The organism is Gymnodinialimonas ulvae (genome assembly GCF_037543845.1).
In the GTDB taxonomy this organism is placed as follows: Bacteria; Pseudomonadota; Alphaproteobacteria; order Rhodobacterales; family Rhodobacteraceae; genus Gymnodinialimonas; species Gymnodinialimonas ulvae.
Map to the genome: position 1 here is coordinate 313,305 of NZ_JBBIFX010000004.1, position 15,926 is coordinate 329,230.

The 15,926-nt window shown below is 61.7% G+C and carries 17 protein-coding genes and 1 pseudogene; 1 reads left to right on the top strand and 17 read right to left on the bottom strand.

All coding sequences use genetic code 11. The features are described 5' to 3' along the window. Window positions 1-17: 17 nt before the first annotated feature. Both ruvA and ruvC read right to left on the bottom strand, forming a co-directional pair. Window positions 18-680 carry a Holliday junction branch migration protein RuvA gene (gene ruvA / locus V8J83_RS18665; protein WP_339988011.1) on the bottom strand — a complete coding sequence of 221 codons (663 nt, stop codon included), beginning with the start codon at window positions 678-680 and terminating at the stop codon, window positions 18-20. Next, entirely contained in the window at window positions 677-1,180 is a 504-nt protein-coding gene (ruvC, locus tag V8J83_RS18670) for a crossover junction endodeoxyribonuclease RuvC (protein WP_339988012.1), read from the bottom strand. Before ruvC ends, ruvA begins: the two co-directional genes overlap by 4 nt. A 397-nt stretch (window positions 1,181-1,577) precedes the next feature. On the opposite strand from ruvC, the gene V8J83_RS18675 reads away from it, so the two are divergent. Continuing rightward, entirely contained in the window at window positions 1,578-1,781 is a 204-nt protein-coding gene (locus V8J83_RS18675; RefSeq protein WP_339988013.1) for a DUF1127 domain-containing protein, read from the top strand. A gap of 129 nt (window positions 1,782-1,910) precedes the next feature. Here V8J83_RS18675 and V8J83_RS18680 read toward each other — a convergent pair whose 3' ends face one another. From V8J83_RS18680 to V8J83_RS18750, 15 genes and pseudogenes are all read right to left on the bottom strand, one after another. Beyond that, complete coding sequence (locus V8J83_RS18680) at window positions 1,911-2,213, bottom strand: hypothetical protein (protein WP_339988014.1); 303 nt, start codon at window positions 2,211-2,213, stop codon at window positions 1,911-1,913. Window positions 2,214-2,407: 194 nt separating this feature from the next. Next, the gene (locus V8J83_RS18685) at window positions 2,408-3,280 is read right to left on the bottom strand and encodes a 50S ribosomal protein L11 methyltransferase (RefSeq protein WP_339988015.1); all 873 of its coding nucleotides are present in this window, start codon (window positions 3,278-3,280) and stop codon (window positions 2,408-2,410) included. Between the two features lie 61 nt (window positions 3,281-3,341). Then, window positions 3,342-4,589 carry an MFS transporter gene (locus tag V8J83_RS18690; RefSeq protein WP_339988016.1) on the bottom strand — a complete coding sequence of 416 codons (1,248 nt, stop codon included), beginning with the start codon at window positions 4,587-4,589 and terminating at the stop codon, window positions 3,342-3,344. Window positions 4,590-4,721: 132 nt separating this feature from the next. Then, window positions 4,722-5,270: an HIT family protein gene (locus V8J83_RS18695; RefSeq protein WP_339988017.1), complete on the bottom strand. Its 549-nt coding sequence runs from the start codon at window positions 5,268-5,270 to the stop codon at window positions 4,722-4,724. Window positions 5,271-5,391: 121 nt separating this feature from the next. Next, entirely contained in the window at window positions 5,392-6,810 is a 1,419-nt protein-coding gene (locus V8J83_RS18700) for a homospermidine synthase (protein WP_339988018.1), read from the bottom strand. 89 nt (window positions 6,811-6,899) lie between these two features. Then, window positions 6,900-7,604: an anti-sigma factor family protein gene (locus V8J83_RS18705; RefSeq protein WP_339988019.1), complete on the bottom strand. Its 705-nt coding sequence runs from the start codon at window positions 7,602-7,604 to the stop codon at window positions 6,900-6,902. After that, window positions 7,601-8,125 (bottom strand): RNA polymerase sigma factor, encoded by a 525-nt coding sequence (locus V8J83_RS18710; RefSeq protein WP_339988020.1) that lies wholly within the window; start codon window positions 8,123-8,125, stop codon window positions 7,601-7,603. Before V8J83_RS18710 ends, V8J83_RS18705 begins: the two co-directional genes overlap by 4 nt. Window positions 8,126-8,370: 245 nt before the next feature. Then, window positions 8,371-9,201, bottom strand: coding sequence for an inositol monophosphatase family protein (locus tag V8J83_RS18715; RefSeq protein WP_339988021.1), 831 nt, complete (start codon window positions 9,199-9,201; stop codon window positions 8,371-8,373). A 162-nt stretch (window positions 9,202-9,363) separates the two neighbouring features. Beyond that, complete coding sequence (gene rpsD / locus V8J83_RS18720; RefSeq protein ID WP_339988022.1) at window positions 9,364-9,984, bottom strand: 30S ribosomal protein S4; 621 nt, start codon at window positions 9,982-9,984, stop codon at window positions 9,364-9,366. A 248-nt stretch (window positions 9,985-10,232) separates the two neighbouring features. Next, a complete protein-coding gene (locus tag V8J83_RS18725; protein WP_339988023.1) occupies window positions 10,233-11,315 on the bottom strand; it encodes a Hint domain-containing protein in 1,083 nt (360 codons plus the stop codon). Window positions 11,316-11,454: 139 nt separating this feature from the next. Continuing rightward, complete coding sequence (locus V8J83_RS18730) at window positions 11,455-12,381, bottom strand: lipid A-modifier LpxR family protein (protein WP_339988024.1); 927 nt, start codon at window positions 12,379-12,381, stop codon at window positions 11,455-11,457. Between the two features lie 139 nt (window positions 12,382-12,520). After that, a complete protein-coding gene (locus V8J83_RS18735; protein ID WP_339988025.1) occupies window positions 12,521-12,694 on the bottom strand; it encodes a hypothetical protein in 174 nt (57 codons plus the stop codon). A gap of 142 nt (window positions 12,695-12,836) precedes the next feature. After that, window positions 12,837-14,387 carry a TniQ family protein gene (locus tag V8J83_RS18740; protein WP_339988026.1) on the bottom strand — a complete coding sequence of 517 codons (1,551 nt, stop codon included), beginning with the start codon at window positions 14,385-14,387 and terminating at the stop codon, window positions 12,837-12,839. Continuing rightward, window positions 14,384-15,355 carry a TniB family NTP-binding protein gene (locus tag V8J83_RS18745; RefSeq protein WP_339988027.1) on the bottom strand — a complete coding sequence of 324 codons (972 nt, stop codon included), beginning with the start codon at window positions 15,353-15,355 and terminating at the stop codon, window positions 14,384-14,386. Before V8J83_RS18745 ends, V8J83_RS18740 begins: the two co-directional genes overlap by 4 nt. Before the next feature lie 2 nt (window positions 15,356-15,357). Then, window positions 15,358-15,926 (bottom strand): annotated as a pseudogene (locus tag V8J83_RS18750) (hypothetical protein); the annotation flags it as partial.

The window sequence follows — 15,926 nt, forward strand, 5'->3', positions numbered from 1 at the left end:
CGTCGTGTGGCCGACCGCTAGTCTTTCGGCGCCAGCAGGCGCAGGGCCGCGCGGATCAGGGCCGAGGTCTCGGTTTCCGCTTCGGCGGCTTCGGCCACGGCGCGGGCGGCGTCGGCGGGGGCGTAGCCGAGGTTCTGCAGCGCCGAAAGCGCTTCGGCCTGCGCATTGGCGGCGGCGGGGTGCGGTTTGGGCGCGGGTGCGGCCGCTTCATCCACCACCAGAGGTGTCGTCGCCTCCGTGCCCATCGCAGCCCCGAGCGTGCCGCCCTGGGCCATCGCCGCAGGGGCCTTGTCCTTGAGTTCATTGACGACGCGCTGCGCGAGTTTCGGGCCGACACCGGGTGCAGCCTTGACCGCCGCCGCGTCGCCCAGAGCAATGGCGCGGGCCACGCCGTCGGGGCCGAGCGTTCCGAGAATTGCCATGGAAGCCTTGGCACCGACGCCTTGGACCGAGATCAGCAGGCGATGCCATTCGCGTTCATAGGGGGTCGTGAAACCGAAAAGCTGCAGCAGATCTTCGCGCACCAGAAGCTCTGTATAAAGCGAAACGGCCTCGCCGGAGCCGGGCAGAGACGCCAGCGTCCGATCCGAGCAATGCACGACATACCCGACGCCGCCCACATCAATAAGCGCGTGGTCATGGGCGCGGTAATCAACGCGGCCGGTGAGTTTGCCGATCATGACGCGGCCCCGATGGCTGTGGCCAGGCGCGCCGATGATGCAGCGTGGAACGAATGGCAGATGGCGATCGCAAGCGCGTCGGCCGCATCTGCGTTTTCGGGCGCGCAGCCGGGGAGTTGCAGGCGCACCATATGGTCGATTTGGCGCTTGTCGGCATGGCCCACACCCACAACGGCCTTTTTCACGGCGTTGGGCGCGTATTCGGCGACGGGGAGCCCGGCCTGCGCCGGAACCAGCATGGCAATGCCACGCGCTTGCCCCAGCTTCAGTGTACCGGCGCCGTCGCGGTTCACGAAGGTCTGTTCGACCGCCGCGGCCTCGGGTGCGTGGCGGGCGATCACCTCCGACAATTGCGTATGAAGAGACAGCAAACGCGCGGCCAGATCGTTGCCCATGCTCTTGCAGGTGCCGTTCGCGACATGGGCAAGACGCCCGTTCGCCGCGTCCACCACACCCCAACCCAAACATCTCAGCCCGGGGTCGATTCCAATGATCCGCATACGCTGCTCTTCCTGTCCGGTTTTCCGGCCCACGTTTTGGCCCATGCTCTCGGCGTGTGGCGGCCTCGTTTCGACCCGTTTCCGAACGCCTAGCACGAAACGCGAACATCGCCAAGTGACGCCCGGATCAGGGCGGTTTTCGACATGCGCATGTCGCTTTCGCCCTGCGCGGCTCAAACACGACATTTTCCAGCCATTTATCGACAAGCTGATCACGCTTTTTTGTATGTATTTTAAGAGCTTGGAAAGATTTTCAGCCATGCAGGAATTGCATGGAACCCATGCAAAAAAATCGACTTGTGGGATAATATTTCCACCACTAGATGGCGCTTGTCAGCCAGCGGTCGAGATGGTCGCGGGCGAAGCACGAAACACGAAATCAGAAAGGATGACTGCCATGGCCATCATCACCAACCGCCCGCTCGGTGCGGGGTTCAACGCCACCCGGATCGTCTCCGATCTGGTTGCCAAGATTGCCGCCTGGAACGACGCGCGCGTGACGCGAAAGGCGCTGTCCGGCCTGACCGATCGCGAGCTTGACGATCTGGGACTGAACCGCGGCGACATTGACGACATCGCAGCCGGTCATCACCTGCGCTGATCCAAGCAGCACGGCCGGCAACGGATGCGAAAGGGCGATGGGTGAGCCAACCCATCGCCCTTTTTTCATTCACGCAAGCGACATGCGGCGCGGCCCGACCCCGGGCCGGGCGCGCGATATGTCAAGGCGTCAGGCCGCCTGCGCGGCGAGACCGCCGCGGATGAAGACGTTGATATCCTCGAACCGCTCCATCCCCCACATGGTCAGGGCATCGGGCATCAGGATAAGCCCGGCGATCCGCTCAAAGCTGGATCCGCTCAGCAGGCTTTGGACTTCGAGCGTGTAGATTTCCACGCCGAGGAACCACATCAAATAGGATTTGACCGCGACGGCGACCATCAAAGACAGAATGATCCCCTTCAGCGGGAAGGCGAAACGCAGGCGCGACGACGGTTTCCCGATCGCGGTCACGATGCCATCAGGATGAACCACGAACCCCATCCCACCACGCTGACGGCGACGGGCACGCTGGATCCGGTTCAACCGGGAATGAAACTTTTCAGTATCGTTTACCATTGGGCAGCTCTAACACAAGAATACTGCCCCCACCGGGAATTTAGGTAGCATTTCTCTGACCAAATTGCGACAGATTTTAGGCAGGTACGAGAGACCGCCCCGCGCTTGCCTTATTTCGCACGTTGCAAGGTTAACGTGGTCCATTCCCCAATCTCATCGCGCGCGCGCACATCAAAGCCTGCCTCCGCGTATGCGGCCACGACATCATCGGCCTGCGGGTTCAGGATACCCGACAGGATGACATGGCCTCCGCGCGCGACCTGGGCTGCCATATCGGGAGCAAGCTCCACCAGCGGACCTTTCAAAATGTTCGCAAAAACAAGGTCATAGGGTGCGTTTTCCCGCAAATCGGGATGCGCAAACCCCGCGGCCTCGACGCAGGCCACCAGCCCCTCGACCCCGTTGGCGCGCGCGTTCGCTGCCGCGACATCCACCGCCTGTGGATCAATGTCTGAGGCCATGATCCGACGGTCCAAAACCTTCGCCGCCGCAATCGCCAGAACCGCCGTGCCGCAGCCGATATCGGCAACGGACTTCGGCAAAACGCCGTTCGTAAACAGTTTGTCCACAGCTTCGAGACAACCTTTTGTGGTGCCATGGTGGCCCGTTCCAAAGGCCATCGCCGCCTCGATCAACAGCGGCACCGACTCGGGTGGAACCTGCGCCGCGTCATGGCTGCCATGGACGAAGAAGCGCCCCGCCTCGACCGGGTGCAATTCGCGGCGCACATGCGCGACCCAATCGGTTTCGGGCAATTCCGATACGGCGAACGCGTTGGCGCCGTAGGCCGCAGATAAGATGGCAAGGGCGATCTCGTCAGGCGCTTCGATGAAATACGCGCCGATTTCCCAAAGGCCCGAGTCGTCCTCCATCTCGAAAACGCCGACGCCGGTTGGGGTGGGTTCGATCGCTTCGAGAGCGAGGCCAAGGGCTTCGGCCTTGGGTTTGTCGTCGAGCGTGGTCAGGGCCGTCCAGGTGGGCATGGTGCCTCCGTCGTGATGTCTCGGTGCGGTAACGTCTTCGACCAAGAATGGCAAACGCGCGCTATTCCGCCGGTTGCGCCGCGCGAGGGGCCAGCACGGTTTCATGGCCCGCTTTCGGATGGCGCGGAACGAGGAAAGACAACGCCAGCGATACCGCCGCCATGCCCGCCGCCGCCACGAAGACCGCCGTGGGCGAGGTCAGCCACAGGTAGCCAAGCCCCGCCGGCAGGAACACTGCCGCGATGTGGTTGATCGTGAAGGCCACCGCCGCGGTCGGCGCGATATCGGCAGGATCGGCGATTTTCTGGAAATAGGTTTTGATGGCGAGCGCCAGCGCAAAGAAGATGTGGTTCACGACATAGAGCACCGCGGCCAGTTGAAAGCCCCAGTCGAACAGGTAGAGCCCGGCGTAGAGCACGAAGACCGCCGCCAGCCCGCTGTATTCCACGACCAGCGCCAGGCGTTCCCCGAACCGCGCCACAACCTTCCCCAGCAGCGGTGCCACGACCATGTTGATCAACAGCGTGACCATGTAGAGCGCGGTGATGTGGTGTACTTCGAACCCGTAGCGTTCGACCATCATGAAACCCGCGAAGACCACGAAGATCTGCCGCCGCGCGCCCGACATGAATTGCAACGCATAGTAAAGCCAATAGCGGCGGCGCAGGATCATCTTCTTGTGCTGCGGGTCGGGACTTTCGAATTGCGGGTAAATCAGGAAACACGCCAGCGCGAGCACCGCCGTCGCCCCGCCCGACACCCAGTAGACGAAATCGAAGCTGAGGTCATAGGCCCGCCACGTCACCACGATCGCGCCATACGCGATCAGCGTCGCGCCCGCGCCGACGCTCAACAACCAGCCCAGGACCTGCGGGGCGCGGTCCTTTTCGATCCATTGCAATTGCAGGCTCTGGTTGACCGTTTCGTAATAGTGGAAGCCGATGGAGCTGAGTAGAGTGACGAAAAGCAAGCCGCCAAGCGACGGGAATTGCGCCGTCATCGCCGTCGCCACACCGAGCAGGATCAGGGAAACGAGGCCCAAAACCTGCTCGCGGATGAACAGCAGCAGGAAGATCACCCCGATGGCGAAAAACCCCGGGATCTCGCGCACCGTATGCAGCCAGCCGATGTCCGACCCGTCGAACCCCGCCATTTCGACTACGAAATTGTTCAAAAGCGCCGACCACGTCGCAAAGGCCACCGGCATCGCGAACGCCATGACCGCCAAAAGCGCGATGGGACTGCGCCAAAACGGCAGTTTCCGCCCGTCTTCGAGCGAAACAGTCCTGAGTGTGTCACCGATGGCCATGCCCCCGCCTTACGCCTGTTGCGCGGGTTTGGCGAGGGGGGGCGGCGAGGTGGCTTTGTGTAGAGCAAGGTAGGTTTTGCGGGACAGAGCGGACATGGCGGTTATTGCCATGAACGTCCGCTTTCAATTTGGTCAAACCTTGGATAAGCGCGCTCGAAGTTCATCTGCCCGCCTTTTTCGCTCGTCGTCCGGAGCCGTGGATGTATCCCAAGTCAGCCGGAAATCATCTCCATGCCAGCGCGGTTTGACGTGCATGTGCAAATGGAACACGTCCTGCCCAGCAGCCTGTCCATCCGAGAGAATGAGGTTTACACCATCGCAACCCGTCACTGCACGCAGTGCACCGGCAACCTTCTTCGCTAAATGGAAAACTTCTGCGCCAGTCTCATCAGCCAAGTGACTAAGGGTAGCGGTGTGCTTTAGCGGAACAATCAGCGGATGGCCTTCAAGCGACAAGAATGCAATCACATGTTGACCCCGAAAAAGGACATGTGCGGGGGCTTGGCCTTCAATTATTGAGCAAAAAATACAAGTCATACTGCACCTTGGAAGTTTTAACTGCGGCAGGCGAGCAATAGAAGTCGCCAGACTATCGCAGAAGACCTTCGTTCTTTGCGCAGCATTTGACACTTTGGGCCCAAACCCGACCTTCGTTGCATGGCCGACATAGATGCAAAACACCACGCGATTACCGCCTGTAACGCGCAATCGAATCAAGCCAAGAGAAGTACGATTTAAATTCTTATACTATAACGTGTTTATCATTATAATTCATATATTTGACCCCCTTGCGCACGCGTGATCAACTCGCCAAAACGTTCCGAAACGCCCAAGGTTCGTTCTCGTCGATGTCCTCAGGGAACATCTCCCAGCGGTTCTCCAAAGGCGTCCAATCCGTGTAATGCGCCTCCACCGGACCAAGGTAGGGCCGCTGCACCTCAAGGCACCGCGCGTGGTCCATCTCGTCGGCCTCGACGATGCCTGCATTCGGGTTCTCCAGCGCCCAGACCATGCCCGCCAGCACCGCTGACGTGACCTGCAACCCGGTCGCATTCTGATACGGCGCAAGCTCGCGCGTCTCGGCATTCGACAAACGCGAGCCGTACCAGAGCGCGTTCTTTTCGTGCCCGTACAAAAGTACGCCCAATTCGTCGATCCCTTCGACGATCTCGTCCTCGGCCAAGATGTGATGCGCGGTCTGCGTCACGCCGGATCCGAACATCTCATGCAACGACAGCACGGCATCATCGCAAGGATGGTAGGCGTAGTGGCAGGTCGGGCGATACTCGGGATGATGCCCCTCGCCCACCGTATAATAATCGCTGATCGAAACGGCCTCGTTGTGGGTCACAAGGAACCCGAACTGCGGGCCGGGCGTGGGACACCAGGAATGCACGCGGGTGATCGCGCCGGGCTGTTCCATCCAGATCGCCGCCTTGCACCCCGCCTCCTGTCGGTGGCCGTTTTCGGGAAACCACGGCTCATGGGTGCCCCAGCCAAGCTCGGCGGGTTGGAACCCTTCGGCGATGAACCCCTCGACCGACCAGGTGTTCACGAACACATCGCGAGGACGCGGCGCAAGGCGCGCCTGCGTGTCGCGCTCGGCAATATGGACGCCCTTCACGCCAAGATCCCGCATCAACGCGGCCCAGTCGTCACGGCTTTGCGGGGCGGCGTCGCGTCCCAGATCACGGGCCAGCGTAACGAGACCTTCCTTGACGAACCAGCTCACCATGCCCGGGTTAGCCCCGCAGCACGACACGGCGGTCGTTCCGCCCGGATTGGCCGCCTTCTCATCGCGCACCCGCTGGCGCAGCGCATAATTGGTCCGCGCGGCATTGTCTTCGGTGCCAAAGTAATAGCCCGCCCAAGGCTCCACCACCGTGTCGATGTACGGCACGCCGATCTCGCGACAGAACTTCATCAGGTCAAGCGAGCCCGTGTCCACCGACAGATTCACGCAAAAGCCTTTGCCGGGTTCCAGCAGGCCGCCCAAAATCTCGCGATATGTCTCGGGCGTCAGCGGCGTGTCGACAAAGCTCAACCCATGCTGGCGCAGGAAATCGTGCTGCCGCGCATCGGGTTCGATCACCGTGAAGCGGCTTGCGTCATAGTCGAAGTGCCGCTCGATAAGGGGCCAGGTCCCCTTCCCGATGGAGCCGAAGCCGATCATCACAATGGGGCCATCGATCTTGGCGTAGACGGGATAGTTGTCGGTCATGGCGTGCCCTCCGCTTGAGTTGCGGCGTGATACGCGGGCGCGGCGAAAATGGGAACCGCTTTGCGTGCCCCCAAGCTCGTCCTGGGTGTCTAGAGTTGTGCCGCGACCCGCGCACCGAGTGCCTCGGTATCCGTCTCGGCATCCGGTCCGATCACAAGCACCTGCAACGCGCCCGACGGAATGGTCGTGGTGGACAGGCCATGGCGCTCTTGGGTCAGCACCGCTTGCGCGCCGTCGTTGGTCGCCATCACACAGACGGCCACCGGACGACCGGACGCATCGAGATAGGCGAATTGGACCAAGGTCTCGCCCTCCCACCCCAGAACCTGCGCGCGGCGGAAATCGAGGCCTTCGATCTCGGTCAAAGCGCTCAGGTCATGGCCGAGTGCCTCCGATACATAGGCAACACCACCATCCCCCTGGACTGGCGCAGCGAGTGTCTCGGGCTGATAAAGCAGATGGTAAGCGGCGGCATAGTCGCGCCAATCCTCGGCCCCACCAAGGCGCGTGCCGACAAGGACCCCGCCCAATACAAGCGCCAATGCGACCGAGGCCGCCATGGCAAGCGTGGCAACGGAACCGCGCGGGGCGGCGATGTCTGCGGGCACGGGCGGGGCAGAGGCCAGCAGCGCGTCGGCGGACCCGCGCAGGCCGCTCAGGTCCACATCCAGCACCGCAAGTCGCGCCTGAAGTGCCGGATCGGCAGCCATCTCGGCGCGCAAGGCGTCGGCCTCCGCGTCCGGCAGCACGCCGTCCAGCAGCGCGACCAAATCGGCGTCTCGGTCCTGTGTCATTCCCGATCTCCCAACCGTTCCTTCAGCGTCTTGCGTGCGGCGGCAAGGCGGCTCATGACAGTGCCGATGGGCACATCGAGCAACTCCGCAGCCTCCGCATAGGCGTATCCTTCGACATAGACCAGCATCACCACGCTGCGTTGCGCTTCAGATAGGTCCAATACGGAAGATAACACCTCAGCTCCGAAAAAAGTCTGTTCCTGATTTTCAGGAGCCAGCAGGCCCGCGTCTTCGGCATCGACGACGCCGGTGCCACGCCGGACCTTGGCGGCGCGCAGGCGGTTGAGCCAGAGGTTGTGCACGATGCGCATCATCCAGCGATCCACCCGGGTGCCGGGGGTGAATTGCGCGGCTTTGGAAAGCGCCTGCGCGACGGCCTCTTGTGCCAGATCCTCAGCCTCCGCCCGGTCGCGGGTCAGCGTCAGGCCATAACGCCAGAGGCGCGGCCAGACCTCTGGCAGAGCTGCGCGGATTTCGTCTTCCGCTTGGGATGGGAAAAGGCGCCGGATGCTTCTGGTCACGTGGGTCGGGCTCTTTCGTGGTGGGCCCGATGGACCGTGGCCGCCCGAGCGACCTTTGGAAGCGCCCGGACATACTGTCCATCTTAACGCAGGCGGCGCGATCCCTCTAGCCTGTGATAGGGACCTCTGTTTGAGGCAGGTTGCAAGGTTGCAACCCGGACTTAAGCCATTGTTTTTAATTTATATTGAAAAATTCATTTACCGTTTTTTAGGGTTTCAGATCTGGATTGTCGTGCAGGGCATCATCAGGGGATGAGGGCGGAATAGATGTCGGCAAGGGCCGCCCACGACGCTTCTGACTTCGCCAGAAGCAGACGACCATCGCGCCGGGTGGGACGATAGTCCGCGCCATCCAGAAGCCTTGCAACGCCACCTGCCTCTTGCACGATCAAGGCGCCAGCGGCGTGGTCCCAGGGGTTGAGATGCGCGTTGAGACAAAAATCGACGCTGCCCTGCGCCAGGAGGCGGTATTCGTGACACGAGCACATCAGGTTGGTCACGCGATGAAAGCGCGGCAGCGTCTGGGCGATGTGCAGCTGATCCTTGGCCGGGAATTGCGAGCTGACAATCAGGCCGGTCATGCGATCGAGCGCCACGGCGCTCCCCATCTGCACCGCGCGCGGCGCGGCATCCGGGGCGCAGAACCACGCGCCTTGCCCGACGCGGGCGGCGATCCAATCGTCATGGGTGGGGTCGTAAAGCATACCCCAAATCGTGCGCCCCTCGGACACAACGGCCACGATCACCCCGAACACCGACAGGCCGTTGGCAAAGTTCCAGGTTCCGTCAATGGGGTCGATGATCACGCAGAGCCCGGTGCCGACGCGGTCGAGGATGGCGGGATCATCCGCTGCGGCCTCCTCTCCGACAACGGTGGCCTCAGGCAGGATGCGCTGCACGGCGTCCGTGATCGCGCGCTCCGCCGCGCGGTCCGCCACGGTGACAAGATCATCGGGGGCGGATTTGGTGGCGATGTCGGCGGCGGGCAGGTTCCGGAACCGTGGCATGATCTCGGAGCGGGCGGCCGTGCGGACCGCGTCGATCAGGGCGGCTTCGTGATGGGCGTCAAAGGACATGTCGGACCTGCGCGATGGGGGCGGTTTGGGGCGGTTGGGGGCGTGATACAGACCCAATCCGCTTGCCACCATACCCGCACGAAAAAGGCCGCCCGATGCGGGGCGGCCTTTGACATGTAGCGTGCAGAAAACGCTTTAGGTCTTGGCGTAGAATTCCGAGCCTTAGTTCTTGGCGTAGAATTCCACGACGAGGTTCGGTTCCATCATCACCGGATAGGGCACATCGCCCAGGGCGGGGGTGCGCACGAAAGTGGCGGTCATCTTGGAATGGTCGACGTCAAGGTAGTCGGGCACGTCACGCTCTGCCAGCCCCGCGGCTTCGAGCACGATGGCCAACTGCTTGGAGCGGTCGCGGACCTCGATCACGTCGCCTTCCTGCACACGGTAGGAGGGAATGTTGACCTTCTTGCCGTTCACCCGGACGTGGCCGTGGTTCACGAACTGACGGGCTGCGAAAACGGTCGGCACGAACTTGGCGCGGTAGACGACGGCGTCGAGGCGGCGCTCCAGCAGGCCGATGAGAAGCTCACCGGTGTCACCGCGCAGACGCTCGGCTTCGGCATAGATGCGGCGGAACTGCTTCTCCGTCAGATCGCCATAGTAGCCCTTGAGCTTCTGCTTGGCGCGCAACTGCAGGCCGAAGTCGGACATCTTGCCCTTGCGGCGTTGGCCATGCTGACCGGGGCCATATTCGCGGCGGTTGACGGGGGATTTCGGACGGCCCCAGATGTTTTCACCCATCCGGCGGTCGATTTTATACTTGGCAGACGTGCGTTTGGTCACGGCTGATCTCCTTTTTGCGTGGCACGTCAGCTTGATCCGAAACCGGTTCCCACCTTTCGGGCTGAAATCGCGTCTCCGCATCACCCGATGTGCAAACCCGCCCGCAAGCCTGGTGCCTATGTAAAAGGGCGTTGTCCTTTGTCTTGCGACCGACAGGCTTCCCCTTGCGGGGGCCACCAACACCAAATGAAAACCCCGCACCAATTGATGCGGGATTGGCGGGCTTTTAGGCAGGGATCACAGGGGTGTCAATGCAGGCCGGATGCGATCGGTCGGGTTGGCGCACCCTGGATCAAGATCGCGGCCTCGGCCCGCGACAGCATGCGGCGGGCCGGCGCTCCGTAGGCATGGGGATTGCCGTCCAGTTCGGGACGCATTTCCAGCAGGCTCTTGCGTTGCAGGTTCGACAGATGCTCCAGACCCATGAAGCCGGGATGGAAGGTTTCGACCTCAAGCCCATTGGCCCAGACCACTTCATGCCGGTCCAGCATGAGGTGAATATAGAAGGTCTCGCGCAGGGAATGATCGACGGTCACGCGGGCATCGCCCACCAGATCGGCGGCACGCACCAGCACCTCGGGCTCGCCCCAGAGATCGCGCGCGGCGCGGCCCGTGACGAGCACCCGGTGTTCGGGGCTGACGATCAGGTCGCCATCGGGGCGGTCTACCCCAAGCGCGCCAGCCCGCATGCGGATCGGGCGTTGATCAGGCATTGCAAACAGGCGCGCACCCGACATGCGGCGATGCCCGGACCACAGCACCTCTTGCGGGCCGTTGTCGCGGGTCAGAATGCGGTCACCGGTGCCCAGGTCTTCGATCGCGACGTCGCCCGCTTCGGTGCGGATGCGCGTGCCGGGGGTGAAGCAGATCACCGCAGGCTCATCGGAGGGCGTAGGCTTGAGCGTTTCCTCATTGCGATGCACGATGGTCAGGGCCCGGCCCGAGGGCGGTGGATCACCGGCAAACAGCAACAGCGGCGGCGTGCCGTCTTCGAGCAGGATCGGAACGATTGTGAAAAAGCGCGCGCCGTCAGAGACGATGAACGCCCCACGGTAGAGCGGGTCGGCATCGGTAGCGGCAAATTCGGCGGGGCTCGGCGCGGGGTGCTGCAACAATTTGCGCACGACACGCGCCGCACGGCGACGAAGCTCATCCTGGTCACGGCTGGCGGTCAGAAGAAGCGCCGCGGGATCTCCATCCAGCGGTTGGAGCGGACCGTGCCAGCTCCAGTTCATTCCTTCGGCCAATTCTTGTTGTGGTTCTGCCGGAAACCCTTCGATGCAGGTCTGCGCCCATGCGATCACGAACGCGCCCTGAAAGCCCGTAGCCATGTTTATCTGCCCCGCCTCGGAGTTTTTGACGTGTTTGGCCGGTGGTTGATCCCCGGCCTTGGAACGCAAGCTAGCAGAGGTGATTCGTTTGGGGCAAGCCTCTGATTCGCCAATCCGCTAAAAGGTTAACGGCGCTGTGTTAGAAGCGCAGCATCAGAGAAAGCGTTCCAACCAGCTGCCCTTCGAATTGGGTGACGAATTCCTCCGACAGGTAGGTCACGCCATAGGACAGATCCGCGGGACCGACGCCGTAATGCACTGCGCCGCGCACGCGAAAGCGGACGTCTTCGGCATCGGGGCCTTCGGACGGCAGAAGGACGCTGTCGTGCACGTAGGCCACATCGGCGCCCGCCGCAAAGCTCCACCCCCCAACGGTGCCGCCGGGCAGGCCCACGACCCGCTGACCGGTGACCGTATCGCGGATCAGCATGGCCTCCGGATCGTAGCGACCAAACCGCAGATCGGCCCCCGCACGCACGAGGGTCTCGACACCGGCCTGCGCCTCGACGAAGGGGCGCAGCTCGGCGGTGCCAAGATCGAAACGACGCGCCGCTTCGGCGGTGCCGGCAAGGTAGGTGCCGTCTTCGATGATGAAATCGCTGAAGTCGACGGCGGTGCCACCAAAGGCGCGATGGATGCTGTCGTGGACCCCCATCAGGCCGGTCTGATCCCCCACAACGGCGATATCGGCGCCAAGGGTGAAATCATATCGGCTGCGGCTGAAATGGGTGGAGGCCCCGAAATAGAGCGCAGGCGCATAGAGGCGGTCATCGGCGGCAGGTGCGGCAAGGTTGTCGGGCGCGATGATCTCGGCCCGGACGCGCAGTTCGACAAGGTCAAAGGGGCGGTTGGGCAAGGTGCCGGTCCAATCCTCACCCCAGAACGCGCTGACCTGATAGGAGCCGGTACGCCAGCGATCAAACCGATCACCAACGGGCATGCCATACCAATCGTTGGAAAAAATCTGCGACACGCCCTGGTAGGAATAGGCGCTGTCCTGGGCGTGGGCGGCGGGCGCGCACACAGCGGCGCAAACCGCCAACGCGCGAAGGAATGTGGGTTTCATATGCTCTGCCTGCGGTCTTTTGTTTCCCGGTCAGATGCCGGTGATTTGTGGCTAAATTAGCACCAAAGCGTGCAGATGGAGCAAAAAGTTAACGGATCGCGGACAACGGCCCGATCCCTGCGACATGTCTGCGACACCTTCAGGTGCGGGCCTTGTCGAAGAGGTCGCGGATGGCCGCATTGGATCGGTCAAGCGGTGCGGGCACCCAGGCCCAATGGCCGCGCCGCCAGACGAGCCGGCCCGTGGGCGTGGTGATCAGGTGATCTTCTGTGGAGACATAGCAAAACATGACCATTCGGTTGTCTTGGAGCATTGATTTCATTAAGTAATTTTGACCAATAGGCGGCTAAATTGACCTTTTGCACAGATCAAATGGCCATCGAAAGTTCGAAAAAAATGCCACCCGAAGGCGGCAATTAAGCAAATCAGTTGGCTTTCACTCCACTGTGACCCCTTCACCCCATCCAGAACCGAATCTCATCCGGCGCATTTGGTGGCGGATCCTGTAGACATTCAGTAATTTCGTTCGGTGATACGAGCACAGCTTCGAACCCGTTGTGCCCCTCAAATCGGCAGATGCTTTTCAGGTAACCATTGAACAACATCTCGAGAATGACGCGCATGGTGACCCGGCATTTTTCGGCAGACTTGGCCAATGGCACGTGAGTCTCGGGCGCCTCGTCGACAGCTTCACCGAGTTCTTCGATAAAGGTTCGGACGCGATGGATCGATCTGCCATCGATCGCCTTACCGAGTTTGCTTTTCAGCTGACCGTGCTCTTTTATCCTGACCAACTGCTCCATCGCGATCAGCTCGGCAACGACAGGTCGCGACGCGGTCAGCATGTCAGGCACCTGAGTCACTGGAACGGCATGCTTCGCGATGTCGATCAAGTCTTTGGCCTTCGCATAGTCAGTGACCACATTCCGCGCTGCTCTCAGATCTTCGTCACCGCCAATTAGCCCCGCCACCCGAAGCACATTGGTGAGGGTCTTCGAATGCATGCCTTCCGCCTTTGCGACAGAAGATATGCTGGCAAGGCGCGGGTCTGCGACGGGTTTACCCAGAAGCACTTGCCCGGGGATGAAAGGCACCCGCTCGATAATGACCTCTCGAAGAATGTCTCGAACTGGCCCAGGGTCTTTTGACAGCCGACTGGCGGACAGCCAGCTATGGAGCATACCAAATGCGTTGCGTGGGCTGGGGTGCCCGTTCCGACGCAGGCAGCTGGCAAGTGTCTGCCCAAGAAAGTCCCGCACTGGTTCGGGGCCAGCCTCCATTAAAGGCCATGCATTACGCGCCGCCGCGTCCCACATATCCTCGGTCATGCTTGCCGCCTTTTGGCTGGGACCAAAAAGCATGAGCCCCCCAAGCATTTCGGCGGCGCGACACACCTGTTCGATCCCTTGACGATCAAGCCACGACGCGCTGGCCGCGCCCGCGAGACGTCGCACAACGTAGGTCTGCATCGGTGAAGGCTCCCGGCGAACGGCGTTGTCCGAAGACACCCGTGCCTCCTCAATCGCACCCGACATGGCCTGCAACTCGTGAACCATATCGCTCCATTTGCCGATCCGTACATCCGTTAATGGAAGACCGTGCGCCGGACATGCCCGGAATGGCGCGAGTCTCCAAAGCACGCGGTGGCGCATGGCCGTGTCTGGATCATCCGCTCCTTTGGCATCCTCCTCCAGGCACAACGGGCAGAAGCGTGTGACTACACCGGTCGTGAACTCCGCCGAGAACTCATGGCCACGAAGCTGGAACCGGCGGTTTCCGACTGTCATGATCAGGTTTCGAAGAACTGGATCAGGATCCTGACCGGCAACCTCACACAGACGTTCAGCGGCCTCACGCTTGCCTCGCGCCAGATCAGCAACAGGGATGCCGAAATCATTCAAGAATGGCACGACGCGACCGCCCGTATGGAAGGCCGCCTGACGCGCCGCCCAAGACATGGGCGTCTCATCCATATCGAACGCAATCCGGGGAAACAGCATGCTCATTGCCCCCGCCCCTTCCGTCCACGACGGCTCCGGGGCGTTCCCGTGTCTTCATCGGCGTCTGGATCCAGCAACAAGAAGTTCTCTGCATAGAAGACGTTCTGGGATGCAGGCACAGCTTCGTTCATCGCATAGGCAGAGGCGAAGTGATCGATCGTCAGGTGCTCGGCCTCGCGGGCAATGGCGAACTCCATGGCGACCAGCAGAAGCTCAATAGCGCGCCCGAACCGGTACCGGGCGCCGTGAAAAACACGGCCGATCAGGTCTGCCTCGACGGGCGGCTCAAGCCCTACGCGAGCGCAATAGTCCTCAAGGATCGCGCGATACATGTCTCCATGCACTGTCTCCACGAGCTCGGGCAAAACCATAGCGGTGAAGCGACGTTTGACCTGAGGTTCAGTGCGAATGACTTGCGCCAACTCCTCCGTGCCAGACAAGACCACAGCAACGGCATCCTCCCCCTGCATAAGTGATTTTAGGGCCTGGAGGATAAGCTTGCGATCCGCACAAAAGAGATCCTGTGCCTCATCGATCCAGAGTACGGCCACCCCAAGCATGCCGAGCCTGTGACGGAACACCTGCCAGAGCGACCAGGCTTCCTGGCGCGGGTTGGCACCGCGGTACCCAGACTGCTCCAGAAGCGCGAGTGCCATGCTTTTGAAAGTGGCAGGGCTGGGAACGGAGCACGCAACGATCCGGGGCACACCATCATCGGCGCTGACCAGCTGAGGAATCTTGGTCAGCGTCCGATCCATGAGGTGCGATTTCCCGCTGCCCGGAGCGCCCACGAGCATCATGCCACGGGTCTCGCCGGTCTTGGTGAAGTATCGGGGCTTGGGGAGGAGATTGCCCTTCTCGTCCCGACCCAGGAGGCGCTTGACATGCATGGCCGCCTCGCCGTCCCAGTCGAGGCCGATGTGCAGTTCGCGAACCGCATCCAGAGCGGCGTCCTTGTTGACGAAATCCTTCATGATCAGTCCTCCTCGATCGTGATGTTGGTTGGCTTGGCGGGCAGGTCTTCGGGCACTGCCGAACCGCCAGACGGTTTCTTCGGCGCGTTGTGATCCATCGGAACACCCGTCAATTCTTCCGTGGACGGAATGTGATGGCCCAGTTCGCCCTTCTGCTGCGAAGGCACCTTGCGCTCGAAGAATTCGACCCCGGCCAACAAATCTCGCTCTGCGCGCTCCATGCGCTCCTCAGACCAGTCTTCAAGGTTCAGGCTAGACGCCTGCTTGGCCTGCTCATTGCGGTCGTTGATGGCCTTGATGGCTTCGCGCACCGCCACGTTGTCCAACCGGTTGGAGGTCGGATTGGCGGAACGTGTGCGCCGGATGGTGGTAAGCCAGGTCTGTGCAGCAACCCCCTTCAGCGACGTGTCGAGGGCTGGAACCTCGAACCATTCCTTGCCCAAGCGGATGGAGTAGCCCCCTGAAAGTGGTGCACCAACTGGGATAGATTGTCCCGCAAATTGGAGGATCAGCGATGGCTGGGAAACGAGAAAAGCCCGAAGAGATCGTATCGAAGCTTCGGCAGGTTGAA